This window comes from Lawsonibacter faecis (genome assembly GCF_014287675.1).
GTDB lineage: Bacteria > Bacillota > Clostridia > Oscillospirales > Oscillospiraceae > Pseudoflavonifractor > Pseudoflavonifractor faecis.
In genome coordinates this window covers 459298-477608 of record NZ_JACOPQ010000002.1, presented here as the reverse complement: position 1 = coordinate 477608, position 18311 = coordinate 459298, and the positions used below count along the sequence as shown (strand labels likewise).

The 18311-nt window shown below is 65.3% G+C and carries 19 protein-coding genes; 1 reads left to right on the top strand and 18 read right to left on the bottom strand.

Annotated elements, in window-relative coordinates; all coding sequences use genetic code 11:
• Window positions 1-7 precede the first annotated feature (7 nt).
• Window positions 8-139 carry an IS3 family transposase gene (locus H8S62_RS18640; RefSeq protein ID WP_423788655.1) on the top strand — a complete coding sequence of 44 codons (132 nt, stop codon included), beginning with the start codon at window positions 8-10 and terminating at the stop codon, window positions 137-139.
• Window positions 140-222: 83 nt separating this feature from the next.
• Here the strand turns inward: H8S62_RS18640 and H8S62_RS04465 are convergent, their stop codons facing one another.
• The 18 genes from H8S62_RS04465 to H8S62_RS04380 all read right to left on the bottom strand — a co-directional run bounded on the left by H8S62_RS04465 (window position 223) and on the right by H8S62_RS04380 (window position 18065).
• Window positions 223-1215 carry a putative ABC transporter permease gene (locus H8S62_RS04465; RefSeq protein WP_155157967.1) on the bottom strand — a complete coding sequence of 331 codons (993 nt, stop codon included), beginning with the start codon at window positions 1213-1215 and terminating at the stop codon, window positions 223-225.
• 42 nt (window positions 1216-1257) lie between these two features.
• Window positions 1258-1812, bottom strand: coding sequence for a DUF4364 family protein (locus H8S62_RS04460; protein WP_155152225.1), 555 nt, complete (start codon window positions 1810-1812; stop codon window positions 1258-1260).
• A 217-nt stretch (window positions 1813-2029) separates the two neighbouring features.
• Window positions 2030-2449 carry an RrF2 family transcriptional regulator gene (locus H8S62_RS04455; RefSeq protein ID WP_155152223.1) on the bottom strand — a complete coding sequence of 140 codons (420 nt, stop codon included), beginning with the start codon at window positions 2447-2449 and terminating at the stop codon, window positions 2030-2032.
• Entirely contained in the window at window positions 2446-2799 is a 354-nt protein-coding gene (locus H8S62_RS04450; RefSeq protein ID WP_186918606.1) for a hypothetical protein, read from the bottom strand. Before H8S62_RS04450 ends, H8S62_RS04455 begins: the two co-directional genes overlap by 4 nt.
• Before the next feature lies 1 nt (window position 2800).
• Window positions 2801-3679 carry a 4Fe-4S binding protein gene (locus tag H8S62_RS04445; protein ID WP_186918605.1) on the bottom strand — a complete coding sequence of 293 codons (879 nt, stop codon included), beginning with the start codon at window positions 3677-3679 and terminating at the stop codon, window positions 2801-2803.
• The gene (locus tag H8S62_RS04440; RefSeq protein WP_207723451.1) at window positions 3672-3818 is read right to left on the bottom strand and encodes a CD1871A family CXXC motif-containing protein; all 147 of its coding nucleotides are present in this window, start codon (window positions 3816-3818) and stop codon (window positions 3672-3674) included. Before H8S62_RS04440 ends, H8S62_RS04445 begins: the two co-directional genes overlap by 8 nt.
• Window positions 3815-4459 carry a TlpA family protein disulfide reductase gene (locus H8S62_RS04435; RefSeq protein ID WP_186918604.1) on the bottom strand — a complete coding sequence of 215 codons (645 nt, stop codon included), beginning with the start codon at window positions 4457-4459 and terminating at the stop codon, window positions 3815-3817. Before H8S62_RS04435 ends, H8S62_RS04440 begins: the two co-directional genes overlap by 4 nt.
• Window positions 4460-4620: 161 nt before the next feature.
• A complete protein-coding gene (locus H8S62_RS04430; RefSeq protein WP_186918603.1) occupies window positions 4621-7161 on the bottom strand; it encodes a bifunctional diguanylate cyclase/phosphodiesterase in 2541 nt (846 codons plus the stop codon).
• 197 nt (window positions 7162-7358) lie between these two features.
• The gene (locus H8S62_RS04425) at window positions 7359-8741 is read right to left on the bottom strand and encodes a YfcC family protein (RefSeq protein ID WP_186918602.1); all 1383 of its coding nucleotides are present in this window, start codon (window positions 8739-8741) and stop codon (window positions 7359-7361) included.
• A gap of 50 nt (window positions 8742-8791) precedes the next feature.
• Entirely contained in the window at window positions 8792-9973 is a 1182-nt protein-coding gene (locus H8S62_RS18285) for a M20/M25/M40 family metallo-hydrolase (protein WP_186918601.1), read from the bottom strand.
• Between the two features lie 87 nt (window positions 9974-10060).
• Complete coding sequence (locus tag H8S62_RS04415; RefSeq protein ID WP_186918600.1) at window positions 10061-11320, bottom strand: MFS transporter; 1260 nt, start codon at window positions 11318-11320, stop codon at window positions 10061-10063.
• A gap of 25 nt (window positions 11321-11345) precedes the next feature.
• On the bottom strand, window positions 11346-13442 hold the full coding sequence (locus H8S62_RS04410) for an acetate--CoA ligase family protein (protein WP_186918599.1): 2097 nt from the start codon (window positions 13440-13442) through the stop codon (window positions 11346-11348).
• Between the two features lie 4 nt (window positions 13443-13446).
• Window positions 13447-13986, bottom strand: coding sequence for a 2-oxoacid:acceptor oxidoreductase family protein (locus H8S62_RS04405; RefSeq protein WP_155152194.1), 540 nt, complete (start codon window positions 13984-13986; stop codon window positions 13447-13449).
• A 1-nt stretch (window position 13987) separates the two neighbouring features.
• On the bottom strand, window positions 13988-14719 hold the full coding sequence (locus H8S62_RS04400; protein ID WP_155152192.1) for a thiamine pyrophosphate-dependent enzyme: 732 nt from the start codon (window positions 14717-14719) through the stop codon (window positions 13988-13990).
• A 1-nt stretch (window position 14720) separates the two neighbouring features.
• Window positions 14721-15779: a 3-methyl-2-oxobutanoate dehydrogenase subunit VorB gene (vorB, locus tag H8S62_RS04395; RefSeq protein WP_186918598.1), complete on the bottom strand. Its 1059-nt coding sequence runs from the start codon at window positions 15777-15779 to the stop codon at window positions 14721-14723.
• On the bottom strand, window positions 15772-15993 hold the full coding sequence (locus tag H8S62_RS04390) for a 4Fe-4S binding protein (RefSeq protein WP_155152187.1): 222 nt from the start codon (window positions 15991-15993) through the stop codon (window positions 15772-15774). Before H8S62_RS04390 ends, vorB begins: the two co-directional genes overlap by 8 nt.
• A gap of 288 nt (window positions 15994-16281) precedes the next feature.
• A complete protein-coding gene (locus tag H8S62_RS04385; RefSeq protein WP_186918597.1) occupies window positions 16282-17850 on the bottom strand; it encodes a hypothetical protein in 1569 nt (522 codons plus the stop codon).
• Window positions 17850-18065 (bottom strand): hypothetical protein, encoded by a 216-nt coding sequence (locus H8S62_RS04380; RefSeq protein ID WP_155152240.1) that lies wholly within the window; start codon window positions 18063-18065, stop codon window positions 17850-17852. Before H8S62_RS04380 ends, H8S62_RS04385 begins: the two co-directional genes overlap by 1 nt.
• Window positions 18066-18311 lie beyond the last annotated feature (246 nt).

Sequence of the window (18311 nt, the reverse complement as noted above, 5' to 3'; positions counted from 1 at the left end):
CGAGTGTATTTACAGGCATAAGCCGGACACCTTTGAAGAGGCCAACCATGCGATTGCCGAGTTTATTCACTTTTATAACTATGAGCGTATCCAAATAAAAACGGGAGAGGCGCCGCTTGTGCGCCACCTCTCCTCATAATCTGCTTTGCCTACTCACGGGCCGCTTTTTTGTGCTGTCTGAATAACTTGGGGCTGTTCACCGTCCTCTGCGGAGGGTTTTCTCTATTGGTTCTTTTTGGCGGCCTTGCGCTCGGCCTTTTTGGCCTCGCGCTCGGCGCGGCTGCGGCGGCTGGCGTCGGCCACCTGGGTGAGCGCGTCGGAGAGACGCTTGGAGGTCATGCCGCTGTAGGCGTGGCGCAGGTGGCGGCTCTGCCGCTCTGCCTTGGCCAGCAGCTCGTTGTACCGCTGGCGCATGGCGGAGACGGCGGCGTTCTCGGTCTCGGCATCCGGCGTGGGGCCGGGGACGCTGTCGATGGCGTCCTGGGCTGCCTTGACGGCGGTGAGGGTACCGCTGATGCTGTCCCTGGCCCCCTCCAGCCGCTCCGTGATGGAGTCCCTCACGTCCTCCAGACGGTCGGTGAGGGTGTCACGGGCCTCGTCCAGCCGGTCGGAGAGCTCGGACTTGCCCAGGGCGAGCTGGAGCTGGAGCTCCTCGCCCATCTGGTTCAGCTTGCCCAGCATCCGGGTGACCAGGGCGAGGTCCCGGATGGTTGCGGCGGCGTCGGCCACCAGCAGCACCAGCAGCACCAGCGCGACGATGTGCTGGGCCAGCGGGGGGATTTTGTCAATGAGCCGGGCCACCGGGGGGTGAATCCAGAAGATGACGAGATAGGCCAGAACGCCCCAGGTGAGGGAGACCCACAGGCAGATGCGCCCGTGGAGGTTCAACTTGTGCATGCTGTAGTCCCAGTACTTGATGTGGGTGGTGGTCTCCAGAAACCAGCCGACCAGATATTCCCAGGCGGACATGCAGATGACGGCGATGGCATAGAAGAGGATGGGATTGCCCGTGAAGGGGGCGAACCAGCAGATCATCATCAGCACGCCCACGCCGTAGATGGGACAGATGGGGCCGTAGAGGAAGCCGCGGGCCACAAAGCGGCGCTCCCCAATGGAGCAGTAGGTGGTCTCCATAATCCAGCCCAGGAAGGAGTAGACCATGAAATAGAGGAAGAGCAGGGTGATGGGAAAGCCAAACAAAATCGGTTCCGTCATAAATGTTCGTACCTCGCTGTCGGAGCGGGCCTCAGGGAAATCCTACGGCTCGCGCTCTTTGTTATCCGCGTTGTCGGCCTCGGCCAGCAGCACGTCCAGCACGCCGTTGTAAATCTGCTCCGGCCGGGCCTTGAACCCCTCGGCCAGCCGCTCCGACTGGGCCTGGGAGGGGGAGAGCAACTCCAGGGTCAGGATGTTGCCCTCCTCGTCGTCGAGGGAGAGGCGCAGGGTGCAGGTGCCGTCGGCGCGGGGGAGAATCTCGGAGCGGACCTGGGCGTCCCGGCGGAGGGCGGCATTGACCTTGGAGAGGCGGCGGGAGCATTTGGTGCGCACGGAGTAGGGCAGGCTGCTCTCGCACACCGCGCCGTTCTTCCTGCCCTTGTCGGTGATGGCGTAGCTGCCGTCGGTCAGGGTGGCGTGTCCGCTCTCCACCAGCTCGGAGAGGGCCTCGGCAAAGTCGAAATAGTCCACGCCCTCGTCGATCATGGTCAGGTCGGTCAGGGTGGAGAAGTCGAGGGGAGCGGCGGCCCGGGACAGGATATAGAGCAGCAGGAACTTGATATCCAGCTTGTCGTGAATAAATCCGTAGCGGGGCATGGGTTCCCCTCCTTTCTGCAGAGTGGAAAAGACGTTCGTACACAACGAATCATTATAGCGCGAAACCGGAGTTTGGACAAGAGGAAAAATCACCGCCCTGAATTTGGCCCGGTCCCTCTCTACGCGTTCGGGCGGCCATCCCGCGGGATGGCCGCCCTGGCGTTTCCAAAGTCATGTTCACCATTGCGCCCCCGAGAGGGCGGCGCCCTGCCGCACATCAGCCGGGCGGGAAAATACGCCCCTCGATGTCCGCCACGGTGAGGGCGGCCAGCCGGGTCTTGCACAGCCCGTCCAGCTCGCCGTAGAGGCCGTCCATCACCCCGGCCATGCCGGAGGCGATGAGGCACTCCTTGTCGATATCCCCGCTGCGCCAGGAGGCGGAGACAAAGCGCGCGTCCACCGCGTCGGCCACCTGCCGGAGGGTAATCTCGCCGGAGGGGCGCTCCAGGGCGTAGCCGCCCTCGGCGCCCTCCTTGGTGGAGACCAGCCCGGCCTTTTTCAGGCCCGACATGACCTTGCGCACCCGGGCGGGATTGGTGCAGATGTTGTCCGCCAGGGTCTCGCTGGACTGGGTGGCGCCCGGATGGCGGCTGAGGAAGACCAGGGCGTGGATCGCCAGAGAAAATTCGCCTGTCAAGGTTTTTCACCATCCTTATCCAGCTTGCAGGGGATGGCCAGCTCCTGCCGCAGGGTGCGCCAGGTATCCCAGATAAAGTAGAGGTGTAAAGTGATAAGCCCCCCATAGAGCAGGACTGTCTGGAGGGGGGAGCGGTAGCACACCACGCCGCCCAACGCACGGGTCAGGACCCGTACCAGGGCCGCGGTGAAGACGCCCGCCATGGCGAGGTAGGCCAGCGCGGCGCCCCGGCGCCGGGTCTGGAAGAGCAGCAGGGCGGACACGGCCGCCAGGCCCAGCGCCGCCGCCAGGCCCAGGAAGGCCAGGGTAATGGTGAGGACGACCGGGTCGGGAGAGGACTGATGGAGCATATTACTGCGCCTCCTTTACGCGGTTTTTGCTGAGGGTCGGGCAGATGGCCCCGTGGGGGCAGCTCTTTTTGCACACCCCGCAGCGGATGCACTCGGGGGAGTTGGGGGTCTTGTAGACCGGGATATCCATGGGGCAGGCCTTCTGGCAGACGGCGCAGCCGGTGCATTTCTGCCCGTCCACCCTGAAGCGGTAGAAGGCGATGGGGTTAAAGAGGCCGTAGACGGCGCCCAGGGGGCAGAGGTAGCGGCAGAAGGGGCGGTACACCGCCACGGAGAGGAGCAGCAGCACCGCCAGAATTCCCACCTTCCAGGTGAAGAGCCAGCCCAGAGCCTGCTGGAGGGGCGGGCTGGAGGCCACCAGGGGGATGCCCGCGAAGAGGGTGCCCGAGGGGCAGATGTATTTGCAAAACCAGGGCTGGCCCTGGCCGACGATGTCCAGCACCGTCAGGGGCAGGATGATGACGAAGCCGGCGAGAATGACATACTTGAGATATTTGAGGAAGCGGTCGCCGGGAAGCCTGCGCAGCTTTTTGATAAACGGAATTTTGTAGAGCAGGTCCTGCACCAGCCCGAAGGGGCACAGCCACCCGCAGACAAAGCGGCCGAAAACAGCCCCCACCAGCATGAGAAAGCCCACGATGTAGAAGGTGAACTTGTAGTCCCGGCTGGCGATGACGGCCTGGAAGGAGCCGATGGGGCAGGCGCCCAGCGCGCCGGGGCAGGAGTAGCAGTTGAGGCCCGGCACGCAGAAGGCCTTGGTGGGCCCCTTGTAGATAGTACCCTTGGCGAAGCCGGCGGCGTAACCGTTCGTCAGGGCGGTGAAGCCGATCTGCACCCAGGTGCGCAGGCGGCGCCTGACCGATGAGAATACTTTACCCAAGACCGATACACTCCATACAGATATTGACCGCCTTGCGGAAGACGACCTCCACCTCTCCCCGCCATACGCCAACGGCCACGAAGAGGAGTCCGATCAGGAGGACTGCCGCGGCAGAGCGGTTTTTTCGCAGAAAGCTCATTTCCCCACTTCCTCCAGCGCGGCGTCGATAATGGTAATCCAGTCCGCCTTCTCCCGGGCGCCTGAGACGGCATACCCCACCTGCTCGCCGGCGCTGTTGACGAAGAAGGTGGTGGGTACCGCCGAAATTTGGCCCAGCAGGCCGAAGAGGTCCTCGCCGGGGACGATGTGGGGGTAGTCCGCGCCGGTGGACTCCACGATGTCCCCGGCAGTGGCGAGCTGATCCTCGCTGGGGGTGCCGTCCCGGTCCAGCACGTCGGAGACCATGCCCACAATCTGGACGCCCTTGTCGGCGTACTCCGCCGCCAGCTCGCCCAGGTCGGGCATCTCGCGCAGGCAGGGGCCGCAGAAGGTGGCCCATACGTTCACCATGGTCAGGTCGTACCCCTCCAGCATGGTCTGGTCCAGCGCGCCGCCGTCCAGGCCGGTGGCGGTAAAGGAGCTGAGAATGCCGGCCTGGGCCTCCTGGGGCTCGCCGCTCTGGCCGGGGGCGGGATTGCCGGAGGGAGCGGCGGAAGCCGCGCCCGTGGGGGTGGGGGAGACGGAGGGCGCGCCCTCTCCGCCGGTGGCGGGCGCGCAGGCGGAGAGCAGCACGGTCAGGCCCAGCAGCAGGGCGGCGGGAACGGCGATATGACGTTTCATAAGAGCTCCTTTACTGTAACTGAAATGGTTTCAATTCCTTCTGGTTGTAATCATAACAGTTACAGTTGCCGCTGTCAAGTCCTTCCGCAGGAAAACCGCCGGGCTTTTTGCCCGGCGGTGAAAGCGCGAAGCAGAGGCGGCGGAGCTTTGGCCGGAGGCCCTTAGTCCGCCGGCCCGCCGGGGAGAAAGCGCCGCTCGAACTCGGTCCGGGGAACCGGGCGCCCGAAGTAGAAGCCCTGGAGGAAGCTGAGGCCGAAGGGCTTGACGAAGTCCAGCTCGCCGCGGGTCTCCACACCCTCCAGGCAGACCCGGATGCCCACGCTGCGGCACAGCTCCGAGACGAAGCGGAGGAAGGCGCTGTCGAACGCGCTGGCCCTGGCGCCCTGGACGAAGGTGCGGTCGATTTTCACCACGTCAATGGGGTGGTGCTTTAAAAGCCCCAGGGAGGAGTACCCCGTGCCGAAGTCGTCCATGGAGACCATAACCCTCATGCGGCGCAGCTGGAGCAGCGCCTCGGACACGGCCTGGATATTGGCGGCCAGGTAGCTCTCGGTCAGCTCGGCGACCAGGCAGTCGGGCGGGATTTGAAATTCCTCCAGCACACCGGAGACGAAGGGCAGGAAGGTGGGGTCCTCCAGCTGGAGGTAGGACAGGTTGACCCCCATCAGGAAGCCGGGCATCCGCTTCTGCCACAGGGCGCAGGTAGCCACCGCCTGCCGGAAAATCCACCGCCCGGCCTGGTGGATGAGGCCGCTCTCCTCCAGCAGGGGGATGAACTCCACCGGGGAGATGGGGCCGTACTTGCCGCAGCGCCAGCGGCACAGGGCCTCCGCGCCGGACAGGGTCTCGCCCCCGGAGAGGAAGACGGGCTGGTAGTAGAGCTCGAAGCCCTCGAAGCCGTGCTCCACGCTCTCCCGCAGCAGCTCGGTCAGCTCCATGGCGCGCTCCCGGTGGGCGAGCACCTCCCGGGAGAAGAAGCGCAGCTGGTTTTTGCCGGAGGACTTGGCGAAGTCCAGAGCGAAATGGACGTGGCGCAGGAGGGACTGGCAGTCCGCCGCGTCCGGCCCGGAAAAGGCGCAGCCGCAGGAGAGGGTGCAGCAGAATTTCTTCCCGTCGAAGCTCTGCTGGCGGTCGAAGAGGACCTGGAGCTCCCGGTAGAGGGACTGGACGTCCTCCCGGCTCCCGCTGCGGACAATCACGCCGAACTCGTCCCCGTCCATCCGGTAGACGCCCGCGTTGGGGGGCAGGAAGGACTGGATTTTCTGGGCGGTGAGGCGCAGCACCTCGTCCCCGGCGGTGCGGTCGTAGAGGCTGTTGACCCGCTTCAGGTCGTCCACGCCGAAGATCATCAGGGCCAGGGACGCGCCCTGGCCCAGCAGGCGGGAGAGCTCCTCCTCCAGCTCGAACTTGTTCATCAGGCCGGTCAGGTGGTCGACGCGGTTGCGCTTGCCCAGGTTGGTGATGAACCCGGCGAAGAGGGTGGGCGCGCCGTCCCTGTCCCGCATGACCTGCCCCCGGCAGCGCAGCCAGACCCACTCGCCCTTGCGGTTCATGGCCCGGTACTCCACACAGTGGCGGTCGGCCCGGCCGTCGGCAATCTCCTGGTTGGTGGCCAAAAAGGCCTTGCGGTCGTCCGGATGGATTTTCGCCCCCCAGACGGCGGCGGCGTTCTCCACCACCTCGCAGGGCAGGGCGAACTCGGCCGCCATGGCCGGGGGATAGCGGAAGGTGCCGCTCTTCATGTCGGTGACATAGATGTAGTCGTCGGTGCTGCGGATCAGCGCGTCATAGAGCAGGGCGGCGTCGTAGTCCAGCGCCGGGGCGCAGGAGGCGTCCCCCTCCCCGAGGGCGCGGGCGGCGTGGGCGATGTGGAGGTCCCGCTTCTGGTCGTAGAGCCGCTCGTCCACGGCGGACAAGGCCTCGTCCACGGTGAGGGTGCGGGCGGCGGAGATCTCCAGCAGGCCGAAGCAGAAGGTGACGGCCCTGCCGGCGGCGGGGGAGCGGAGGCCGGCCTGCACGCCCTCCACCAGCGCCCGGGCCTGCTCCTGGCCGGCGTCGGAAAAGACGATTACAAACTCATCGCCCGAGAGGCGGAAGAGAAAGTCCTCGGGGCCCAGGCTGTTTTTGACGGCGGACACCACCCTGCGGATGGTCTCGTCGCCCGCGGAGTGGCCGTAGAGGTCGTTGATGTGCTTCAAATCGTCGATATCGAACATGCAGAGGGTGAGGGGCCGCCCCGCGGCGCGGTAGGCGGACAGCCGCTCCCGCAGCCGCTCCTTGCCCACCCGGCGGTTGAGGATGCCGGTCAGCTCGTCGATGCTGGCATATTTGTAGAGCCTGCGGGTCTCGGTCACGTCAATGGACTGCTGGAAGTGGACCAGCCGTCCGTCGGTCCAGCGCATCAGACTGTCGTAATTCTCATAGATCCGGCCGGTCAGCTCATTGTGCTCCTCCCAGATATAGGAGTCCGTGCCGTCCTCGGCGGTGAGGATGTTGACCGGGCAGAAGGCGCACCGCCGCGCGGCGTCCTTCTGGAAGACCTTCCAGCAGATCTGCCCCTCGGGGTCGGCGACGCCGAAGGCCTCCTTCATATTGCGGTTCATGAATAGGATTTCGTCGGTCTCCAGGTCGGTGACATAGACAAAGGCCTTCATCTTGTCCATGACCTCGCCCAGCACCCAGCTCCACTCGGAATACGCCATGGCTCTACCCCCACGCCCAGCATGCCGCCAGATTACGGCTAGTGGAGACATTATACAACAGAGACCGAAAAAATGACAGTGCTTAAATAGAATTTATTGAAAAATATGTAAAGAGACCGGCCGCCCGGGGGCTTAAAAAACACGCCCTCCGCCCCGTGAATCGGAGCGGAGGGCGCAAATCGTTTTTTTGCGGCCGGTCAGAAGGGACCCAGGGGGATGGCGTTGGCGATGAGGATGAAGACGCACTGCAGCAGGAAGGCTGCGCCATAGAAGGGGAGCAGGAATCGATACCACTTCTGGAGCGGCACCTTGGCGATGCCGCAGATGACGGCGCAGGCGGCGGTGGGCCAGAGCATATTGGAGAAGCCGTCGCCCATCTGGAAGGCCAGGACGGCCACCTGCCGGTTCATGCCCAGCAGGTCGGACAGCGGGGTCATGATGGGCATGACCGCCGAGGCCTGGCCCGAGCCGGAGGGGATGAAGAAGTTGAGGATGGTCTGCACCAGCAGCATCCCCACGGGGGCGAGGAACTTGGGCAGGGCGCTCACCGCGTGGTAGAGGCCGTAGACCACCGTGTCGATGACCTGGGCGTCGCTGAGGAGAACCAGAATGCTGCGAGCCAGGCCGATGACGATGACCCCCATGATAATGTCCCTGAAGCCGTCGATGGCCATGCGGACCGACTCCTTGGGTGAGGCGCGCAGGAAGATGCAGGAGAAGACGCCGCCGATGATGAACAGGGCGCTGATCTCGGTGAAGTACCACTCCAGCCGCAGCGCGCCGTAGATCATCAGCCCCACGATGACCAGGAAGCCCAGCAGGACGATCTTGTGCCGGAGGGTGAAGGGCGCGTCGGTGGTGCGGATATCCTCCGCGGCGATGTCGTCGTACCCCGCCAGGCAGTCCGGCCCGCTGTGGGTCCTGGCATAGCGCATGACGTAGAGTGTGTAGGCGGCGACGAAAACGGCGTACACCAGCGTGCGGAAGAGCGCGCCGGAGTAGAGGGGGAGCTCCGCGATTTTCTGGGCCACGCCGATGGTGTAGGGGTTGAAGGCGGAGGAGGCGAAGCCCACCATGACCGCCCCGCCCGAGATGGCAACCCCCACCACCGGGTCGAACCCGGCCATAACGGCGGCGGAGACGAAGAGGGGGATGAGGGGGTAGAGGTCCTCCGTCTCGCCGTAGGTAAAGCCGGTGAGGGAGATGATCAGAATGAAGAAGGGGATCAGCAGGCGCTTATTTTTCCCGAACCGCCGCAGCAGCGTGGAGATGCCGGCGCTGAAGGCGCCCGACTCGGTGATGACCCGGATATAGAAGCTGGAGAAGAAGCACATGAAAATCACGTCGGCGGCGTTCATAAAGCCCAGGTGGATGCCGCTGAAGAAGTCCATGACGCCGATATAGCGCTTCTCCACAAGGTGGAAGGAGGCCCCGTCCACCACCGTGATGCCGGAGACGGGGTCCACCGTCCGGTCGAACTCGCCGGCCGGAATCAGATAGGTGAGTACTGTCACCACCAGCAGGATCATCAAAATCATGACGATGGGAGACGAGAAGGTCTCCTTGATCGATTTCTTCATATGAACGCTCCTCCCTCATGGAAAGCCGGTCCCTCTGTCCCGGCGGGACGTCAAAGGCCCCGGTACTCCTGGTGCCAGCGCTGGATCTCCGCCAGACGCTCCGGCTCGCCGGCCAGGCGCAGGGCGAAGGAGGCGAGCAGCACGGCGGCGTTGTAGAGCCCGCGGTAGCCGCTCTCACACTTCATAAGGGCGGTGAAGCCCTTGTCGTGCACCACCTGGGGCCTGCCGCCGGACACCGACACCAGGGGGTGGAAGGTGGGGATAATCTGGTCCACATTGCCCGCGTCGGTGGAGCCGGAGGGGTCCCCCGGCTCCCGGACGGGCAGGTCCAGGGCGTCGAAGATGTCCCGGAGGGCCTCCAGGCCCGCGGGGGGATTGCTCAGGTCCGCATAGGTCAGGTACTGCTGGGCGCACTCGCAGGTGCAGCCGGTACAGAGGGCGGCGCCCTCCGCGCATTTTTCCGCCTTCGCGTTGAGGTCCAGAAGCTCCTTGAGCGTGCGGGCCCGGAAGTAGTAGTTGAGCTCCACGTCGTCGGGGACGATGCTGGGCAGGTCGCCGCCCTTGGCCACCACGCCGTGGATTTGGGAGTACTTGGGCAGATGCTGGCGCCACATGTCCATGGCGTCCATGAAAATGCGCGCGGCATTGAGGGCGTTGATTCCCTTCTCGGGCATGGCGGAGGCGTGGGCGGCCTTACCCCGGAAGGTAATATACCTGTCGTTGCAGGCCAGCACCCCGAAGCCGGGGGCGTTGTAGTCCATCATGTGGGCCATGGCCGCAAACTCATAGCCCCCGAACGCGCCCGCGTCGGCCAGCATCACCTTGCCGCCGGGGTACTCCTCGCCGGGGGTGCCCATCAGGTCGATGCGCAGGGGGAGGTCCGGGTAGGCGTCGGCCAGGGCCAGGGCGGCCAGCAGGCTGGCGGAGCCGCTCATGGAGTGGCCGCAGCCGTGCCCCACCTCGGGCAGGGCGTCGTACTCGCACATCAAGACCGCCCGGGGGCCGGCGTCGTCCAGCCGGTCCTTACGGACGGCCCGGAAAGAGCAGGGGACCCCCGCCACAGGGGTCTCCACCTGCCAGCCATGCTCCTCCAGCAGGTTGACGTAACGCCCGCAGGCCAGATGCTCCTCGCAGCCCAGCTCCGGGTGGTCGGTAATGTAGTCGGCGTGCTCTCTGCACAGGTCGAAATAGCGGCGGACGCTCTCTGTCAGTCTGGTATCCAAAGCATACATATGCAGCTCTCCTTTTCCGGATTATACCGCGTTTTGAGAAAACAGCGCAAGCCCCGAATCCAGGTCCGGGGCCTGCGCCGCCGCCCGTCAGAACTCCGCGGGAGCGGAGGTCTTCCGGCGCTTCTTGTTCAGGAACATAGCCAGCACAGAGCCCAGCAGGCCGATGACGCCCAGGGCGGCGAAGAAGATGAAGATGGAGAGATAGCCGTCGGCGCCCTGTCTGTCCAGCATTCCGCCCAGGATGGGGCCGAAGAGCAAATCGGGGGTATAGCCGATGATGGAGACGATGCCGATGGCCGTTCCGGTGACCGCCATGGGGATGTGGTACTCCTCATAGAGGGAGCTGGTGAGGCCGTAGACCATCAGCATGAAGGCCGCGGGCAGGATGGAGATGACGCCCAGGACCACGGGGCTTACGCCGGTGGGGGAGAGGGTCACGAAGAGAACGCAGGAGGCCGCCGCGCCGGCGGCGCAGATGATGTACCAGCGGGTGGTGGACTTGAGCTTATCCGCGATGAAGCCGCCGATGAGGGAGGCCACGCACATCATATAGGTGACCCGGATCAGGGAGAGCTGGGCGCCGAAATTGAAGTCCAGGCCCTTGACCTCGGTCAGGTAGCTGCTGAAGTAGTAGGAGTTGGAGTAGAGCCCGTAGGCGCAGAAGATGAGCAGGGCGATGAGCCAGATGAGGGGGTTTCTGAGCACCTGCCCCACCATTTTGAACTGGAAGCCGCCGCCGCTCCCCTCGCCGCGCTCCTGGGCCAGATGCTCGGGGGAGGGCAGGAAGAACTGGCAGGCGAGGCCCGCAGCCAGGTTGATGCCCGCGTTGATGAGGAGCACCACCCTGAGGCCGAAGGCCTGGTCGGGAAAGAGGTTGTAGACCGCCAGAATACCGCTCTGCACCACGATGGACAGGATGCCCTGCATGGCGTAGAAGATGCCGTAGGTCTTGCCCTGCTCGTCGCTCTTGCCGATCATGCGCACCGCCTTCAGCGTGGACGACCAGAAGACGAAGGTGGTGGACAGGGCCAGCAGGAAGAAGACGACGCGGGCGTAGGTAAAGTTCATGAAGAAGGCGAAGGAGGCCACCAGGGCCGCCGTGGCGTACAGGGAGATGGTGATGTTGCGCTTGTAGTTCCACTTGTCGCTCATGATGCCGCCGGGGATGTACAAAATCATGCAGCCGATGGCGAAGAAGCTGACCAGGGAGCCGAACTGGGCGTTGGTGACCCCCAGGGTCTCCACCAGAGGGGCGTAGTACACGTTGCGGATATAGGGCAGGAAGTACACCGCGCCCTGCCCCAGGGCCAGGGCCAGCATAACCAGATACTTTTTCGATTTACTCATTGACAGCGCTCCTCTCTCTGTGCCCCTATTCCAGGGGGGCGGAGGAGACCACCACCGCGTCCACGGCGCAGGTCCCCTTCTCGTACAGGAAGACCGGGTTGAAGTCCATCTCCAGAATGGTGTCCTTGTAATGCACCGCCAGGTCGGATACCGCCAGCACCGCGTCCACGAAGCCGTCCATATCCAGCGCCGGGGCGCCCCGGTAGCCCCGCAGCAGCTTGGCGCCCTTGAGGGAGGCGGCCATGCTCATGGCCTCCGCCCGGGAGACGGGGGCGAGGCAGAGGGCGGTGTCCTTGAAGACCTCCACAAACACGCCGCCCAGGCCCACCAGGACGGTGGGGCCGAAGGAGGGGTCGCTGGCCACGCCGATGATCATCTCGGTGCCCGGCTGGGCCGTCTGCTGGACCAGGATGCCGTTGATGCGGGCGTCCGGATGGTGCTTTTGCGCGTTGAAGACAATCTGCCGGTAGACCTCCCCGGCGGCGGCGGCGTCCCGCACGTTCACCTTCACGCAGCCGCAGTCCGACTTGTGGAGGATGTCCGGGGAGTCGATTTTCATCACCACCGGGAAGCCGATGCGCCGCGCCGCCGCCGCGGCCTCCTCCTCCGAGCGGGCGACCTCCTCGGCGGGGACGCTGAGGCCGAAGCGCCTGGCCAGCAGCTTGCCCTCGTGCTCGCCCAGGGAGCAGCGGGCGCCGCCCCGGGGCCTTTCGGGGACGGCCACGTCCAGGTTGTGGTCGGCGCTGTCGTACCGGATGAAGTCCGCCAGGTAGCGGAGGATGCGGAAGGCGTATACCGGGGGCGGCAGCATGACCACACCGCAGCCCTCCAGCATGTCCAGGTACTTCTGGTTGCGGGTGTTGCCCACGAAGGGGAGCATGGCCATGGGCTTGGCGCCGGGCTCCCGGCTCACCCGCTCCAGGGCGGGGGCCATGTACTCGATGGCCGGGTCGGCGATCTCCTCCAGCAGGGTGTACCCCACCAGCACCATGCCCACGCCGGGATCGCTCATAACGGTGCGCACCGCCCCGGCGTAGAGCTCCGTATCGTAGGAGAGGGAGGCGGTCATGTCCAGGGGATTGGCGGGGGAGGCGTAGCCGGGGAGCTGCTCCCGGAGCTTCGCCAGGGTCTCGGGGGCGAAGTCGGGGTATTCGATTCCCGCGGCCTCGCCCATGTCGGCGCAGATGCCGGTCTCCCCGCCGGAGAGGTTCATGGAGGCAAAGGCGGGCCTCTCCGGCAGCCTGGGCAGCACGGAGAACATCTGGGCGGTGTAGAGCAGCTCCTCCAGGTCGTTGACCCGGACCACGCCGAACTTGGCGAAGAGGGCGTCGAACACCCGGTCGGCCCCGGCCAGGCTCCCGGTGTGGGAGGCGGCCTGCTTTGCCCCCTTCTCGGACCGGCCCGCCTTGAGCACCACGATGGGCTTGCGCTTGAGCGCGGCCTTCCTGAGGGCGGAGACGAACTTGGCGGGGTTTTTCACCCCCTCCAGATAGAGGGCCACCACCCTGGTGTCCGGGTCGTCCACCAAAAAGTCCAGGTAGTCCTCCATCTCCACCACGGCGCAGTTGCCGCTGGAGATGACATAGGAGAAGCGCATGCTGGGGCTGTCCATGAGGGAGAGGCAGAGCTGCCCGCTCTGTGACACCATGCCCACGCTCCCCCGGCGGTCCCGGTCGGCGGAGAGGAAGGCAAAGGGGTAAACCATATCCACGTAGTTGACGAAGCCCGCGCAGTTGGGGCCCATAAGGGCCATGTCCAGCTCCCGGCAGAGGGCGGCAAGGCGCTCCTGGGCGGCCCGGCCCTCCTCCGTGCCCACCTCCTTGTAGCCGCTGGCGAACACCACCGCGCCCCCCGCCCCCTTGGCGGCGGCCTCCCGCAGGAGGTCCTCCACCGTGGACTGGGGGGTGCAGATGACCACCGTGTCGATGGGCTCGGGCAAATCGGAAATGGAGGGGTAGGCCTTTCTGCCGAAGACCTCGCCGCGCCTGGGGTTGACGAAATAGCAGGAGCCCTCGGTCATGTAGCGCATCACGTTCCGGCAGGTGTCCCCGCCGAAGCCGGTCTTCTCGCTGGCGCCCACAATGGCGATTTTGTGGGGTTTTAAAAGCTTGGTAATATCCATAGGCTCACCCCAGCCTCGCACAGCAGGCGAAGCCCCTCTCGTAGCAGGCGGCGTTTTTCGGATTGTGCTTGCCCTTGGAGGCGAAGAAGGCCTCGATGCCCTTCTCAATCACGTCATGGGTGAGGAGTTTCCCGGCGGATGCCAGTGCGCCCAGCATGACGATGTTGGCGCCCCTTGCGTTCTGCTCCTGCTGGGCGATCTCGGTGGCGTCCACGCCGTAGACCTCGATGTCGTCCCGGCGGACCGCGTCCTTGACAATGGTGGTGTTTACCATCAGGGTGCCGCCGGGGCGGAGCATGGGCATGAACTTGTCCAGGGAGGGCTGGTTCATGGCGATGACGATGTCGGCGTGCTTGATAAAGGGGCTGGCGACCATGCCGTCGGTGATTTTTACGCTGCAGTTGGCGGTGCCGCCCCGCATCTCGGAGCCATAGGAGGGAATCCAGGTCACGTTTTTGCCCTCGTCCATGGCGATCTTTGCCAGGATAAGGCCCATGGTCAGCACGCCCTGGCCGCCGAAGCCGGCGCAAATCATATCGGCCATCTCAAAGTCCCTCCTTCTTCACAAACTCACCCAGGGGATAGACGGGCACGACCTCGGCCCTGATGCGCGCAACGGCGTCCATGGCGGAGAGCCCCCAGTTGGTGGGGCAGGGGGAGAGAATCTCAACAAAGGAGTAGCCCACTCCCCTCTCCTGTGCCTCGAAGGCGGTGCGGATGTACTTCTTGGTCTTGAGAATCTCAGCGTTGGAGGTCATGGACCCACGGGCCAGGTAGGCGGGGTCCAGGGGCTTTAAAAGCTCCATGATGTTCATGGGGTCGCCGGTGGTGCGCACATCCCGGCCCCGGGGGGAGGTGGTGGTCCTCTGGCCCTCCAGCGTGGTGGGGGCCATCTGGCCGCCGGTCATGCCGAAGTTGCCGTTGTTGACGAAGATGACGGTGATGTTCTCGTGCCGGACGGCGGCGTACATGGTCTCGGAGAAGCCGATGGCCAGGGCGTCCCCATCGCCCTGGTAGGTGAAGACCAGCTTGTCGGGGCGGCAGCGCTTCATGCCCACCGCCACGGCGGCGGCCCGGCCGTGCTGGGCCTGGACGCAGTCGATGCCGAAGGTGTCCGGCATGAGGGAGGCGCAGCCCACGGCGATGGCGGCCAGGGCGTCCCCGTCCCGGCCCATCTCCTCCAGCACCTCGGCCACCAGACGGTTGGCGATGCCGTGGCCGCAGCCGGGGCAGTACTTATTGTCGATAAAGCAGGCCTTTGGAATGGTCTTGAGCATCTCAGAACGCCTCCTTTGCTTCGCCGGAGAGCACGGCCTCAATCTCGCCGCAGACCTCCGCGGAGTCGTAGAGGGCGGTGCCGCCGGTCTTGGTGTAGATGGGGTGCTTCATGCCGCTGGCCAGGGCCACGTCCTCGGCCATCTGAGCCAGCTTGCTCATCTCCACGGTGAGATAGGCCTTCACACAGGGGAGCGGCTCAAAGGCCTTGACGGGGAAGGGGTACAGGCTGATGGGCCGGATGAGGCCCACCCTGCGGCCCCTGGCCCGGGAGAGGGCCACGGCCTCGGCGCAGATGCGGGAGGAGATGCCGTAGGCCACCAGCACCAGCTCGGCGTCCTCGGTCTGGAAGCTCTCCCAGCGCTGCTCCTTCCCCTCAATCTCTCTGTATTTGCTTTGAATGTATGTATCATAGTCGGACATGTAGTACATCACGGAGGTATGCCGCTTGGATTCGCCGGTTCCCTTGCCCTTCAGGGCCCAGTCAAACTGGTCGGGGTCGTGCTCGCGCATCTCCGGCAGCTCCACCGGCTCCATCATCTGGCTGATGGACGCGTCGGAGAGAAGGGTGACCGGGTTGCGGTACTCCTCCGCCTTCTCAAAGCCCAGGACGGCCAGGTCGGCGATCTCCTGGACGGAGTTGGGGGCATAGACGATGGAGCGGTAGTCGCCGTGGCCGCCGTTTTTGACGCACTGCCAGTAGTCGCTCTGACCGATGAAGATATCGCCCAGTCCGGAGCCGTAGCGCTGTACGTCCAGCAGCAGGCAGGGCAGCTCCGCGCTGGCGATGTAGGAGATGCCCTCCTGCATCAGGCTGTATCCCGGACCGGAGGAGCTGGTGAACGCCCGGAAGCCGCAGGCCGCCGCGCCGTAGATCATGGAGATGCCCGCCAGCTCGGACTCGCTCTGGAGGAAGGTGCCGCCGACCTCGCCCATCCGCTTGGAGAGGTACTCCAGCACCTCGCTCTGGGGGGTGATGGGGTAGCCTGCGAAGAAGCGGCAGCCCGCCCGGACGGCGGCCTCGGCCACGGCCTCGTTGCCTTTCATAAGCTGCCTAGCCATTGCCGCTCACCTCCGCAATCTCAAATACATAGTCGGGACAGACGTTGAAGCATACGCCGCAGGCGATGCATTTCTCATAGTCCACCTGGACGGGGGGATAGCCCTTGGCGTTGATTCGGTTCTCGGCCGCCGAGAGCGCCCCCTTGGGGCAGCTGCGGATGCAGAACTCGCAGTTCTTGCACCAGTCCTCGTGCCGGATGACCAGCTTTTCCAACTGAAACTCCTCCTTTTCAGACCGTAATATGGGGCGTGATTGAAAAATTCGGCGGGGCGTCGGCGGAGCCGGAGGGACCGCCCTGCGGCTTTTCGCTCCGCACCCCGCTTAGTCCCCTGCTCACGGGCGCTCGGAGCTTCTCCTTGTCACGCTCGCGTTGGGCGCATGGCCGGGTCGCCTTCCCGACGACTCCGGGCAAACCCGGACAACGCCTCGCGGGGTCCGGCCTTTTCCGGCTTTCCCCGTCGCTCTGGTCCAGGCTCCCCTATGCGCCTACGCTCGCGCTTCCTACACCGCGGAAAAAGGCATCACGCCGGGAAATCCAAGCTCGGCGCCCCCGGCGGCTGCGGACGCGCCGCCCCCCTCCCGCTCCCGCAGGGTCTCGATGAGCTTCTGCTGGTCGGAGATGTACCCGTTGGGGATGCGCTCCAGGTAGTCGATGATGTTGATTTTCCCCTGGGTCAGCAGGTTGTCCAGGGTGTTGATCTGCGCAATCTCGCTCCAGTAGGCGCTGCCGCCCACGTCCAGCTTCACCGACAGGTTCAGCGCGTCCAGCGCGCCGAAGTCGAAGGGCCGCTCCCCCTCCCCGCCGGAGGCGGGGACCCGGCGCACGCCGTAGTGCAGGCGCATCAGGTCCAGCCAGATATGGGCCAGGTCCTCCAGGCACTGGAAAAAATTCTGCTTTACCAGCTCCAGGGGCACCGAGGAGGCCTTCTGCAGCGCGATGATGGCGCTGGTGTTGTCCGGCCGGACGCTGCCCAGCGCCGCGTCGGTGGCGCCGGAGAACTCCTTGGTGAACTGCACCGCCAGCTCGATGAACTGGTGGACCTGGGGGGAGATGGTGGCGCCGTCCAGGGTCCGAGCCACGCTGTTCATGTCCCCGCCGTTGACGCCGATGGCCGCCCCCACCCGGGAGTCCCATTTGGCCACCCTGGTCCTGTCGTAGACCACCTTGGGGTAGGCCGTGGTCATGAGGGAGATCATGGTCATGGCGAAGAGCTTGTTGACGAAAATCTGGTTTGGAATCAGCCCCGTCACCGCCGCCGCGCCGTGGTAGCAGTCCTGCACGTAGTCCCAGGGCAGCCACACCACGGGGTAGAGCCGCTGCATCGTGGGCCAGGCGGGCCGGATTACGCCGTCCCTGGCGCACTCCATGGCCCAGACGCACTCCCGCCCGTCCTCCTCCCGGACCTTCCACAGCCGCAGCACCGTGGTGCACTTGCCGTCCTCCCCCTGCCGGAAGCCCAAATGCTCCTCCCCGCCGTCCGGCCGGATGGCCCCGCCGTCCCCGCCGTACTCGGCGCAGCGGCGCTTCACCGCCTCCAGCCGCTCCCTGCGCGGCAGGAGCAGATAGGGCTGGCTCTGTACGTCTCTGGAGTTGGGGTTCCCAAAGAGCACCCGGGTGTTCTCCACCACCTCGGTGCGGATGCCGCCCCGCCGGGGCTGGCCCGTCTCGTGGTCGGGGTCGTACCAGGCGTAGAGGCAGGCGTCCCCGTCCACCGCCGCGTTGCGCATGAACTCCCGGGTCAGCCGCCCCAGCTTGTTCTCCTCGTAGAGGGCCTCCAGCTGGGCGTTCACCGCCCGGCAGGCATCTTCCAGGCCGACCCCCGCCGCCATGGGGGAGGCGTTGATTTTCAGGTTGTCGGTGGCGGTGGACGCCACCAGGAAGAGCACGATCCGCCGGATAAAGTTGAATACCGGCGTGGGCAGTCCGTTGGACTGGACCCCCTCCCACTGCTTGCCGATGAAAAAATTCTCGTTGCTGCGCACCGTCTCGTACAGGTCGATGGAGTGGTTGAAGGCCACCCCCTTCTCGTATTCCGCCCAGACGCGCTCGGGCGTGACGTCCTTCTCCATCAGTCCTCCGCCTCCCTGCTTCCCACCTGGTAGGCCATAAGGTTTGCGATGCCCTCCCGCATCCGCTCATCGTCCCGTTTCCGCCGGCCCTCCTCCCGGGCCTCCTCAGGCGGCAGTCTGCGCCGCTCGCCGCTCCACACCAGGAGCGCCAGCGCCAGCGCCGCCGCCCCCACTCCCAGCGCCAGCGCCGAGAGCACCATCCCAGCAATCAGCATCGTTTAAACTCCTTTCTCCTCACTTCGTTCTCCCCTTACGTGTGTGCCTCCTTGACCCGCCCGCCCCTTTCGGGGCCGCCTTGCGGAGGGGGCTTTTCCGGCTTTTCGCTCCGCTCCCCGCTTAGTCCCCTGCTCACGGGCGCTCGGCGATTCTCCTTGTCACGCCTCGCACCCTCCGCGACGGGTCCTAAGCCGTACGACTGCGCAAAAACCCTCCGAGCGGCTTCCGTGGGCCGCCGCCCTGCG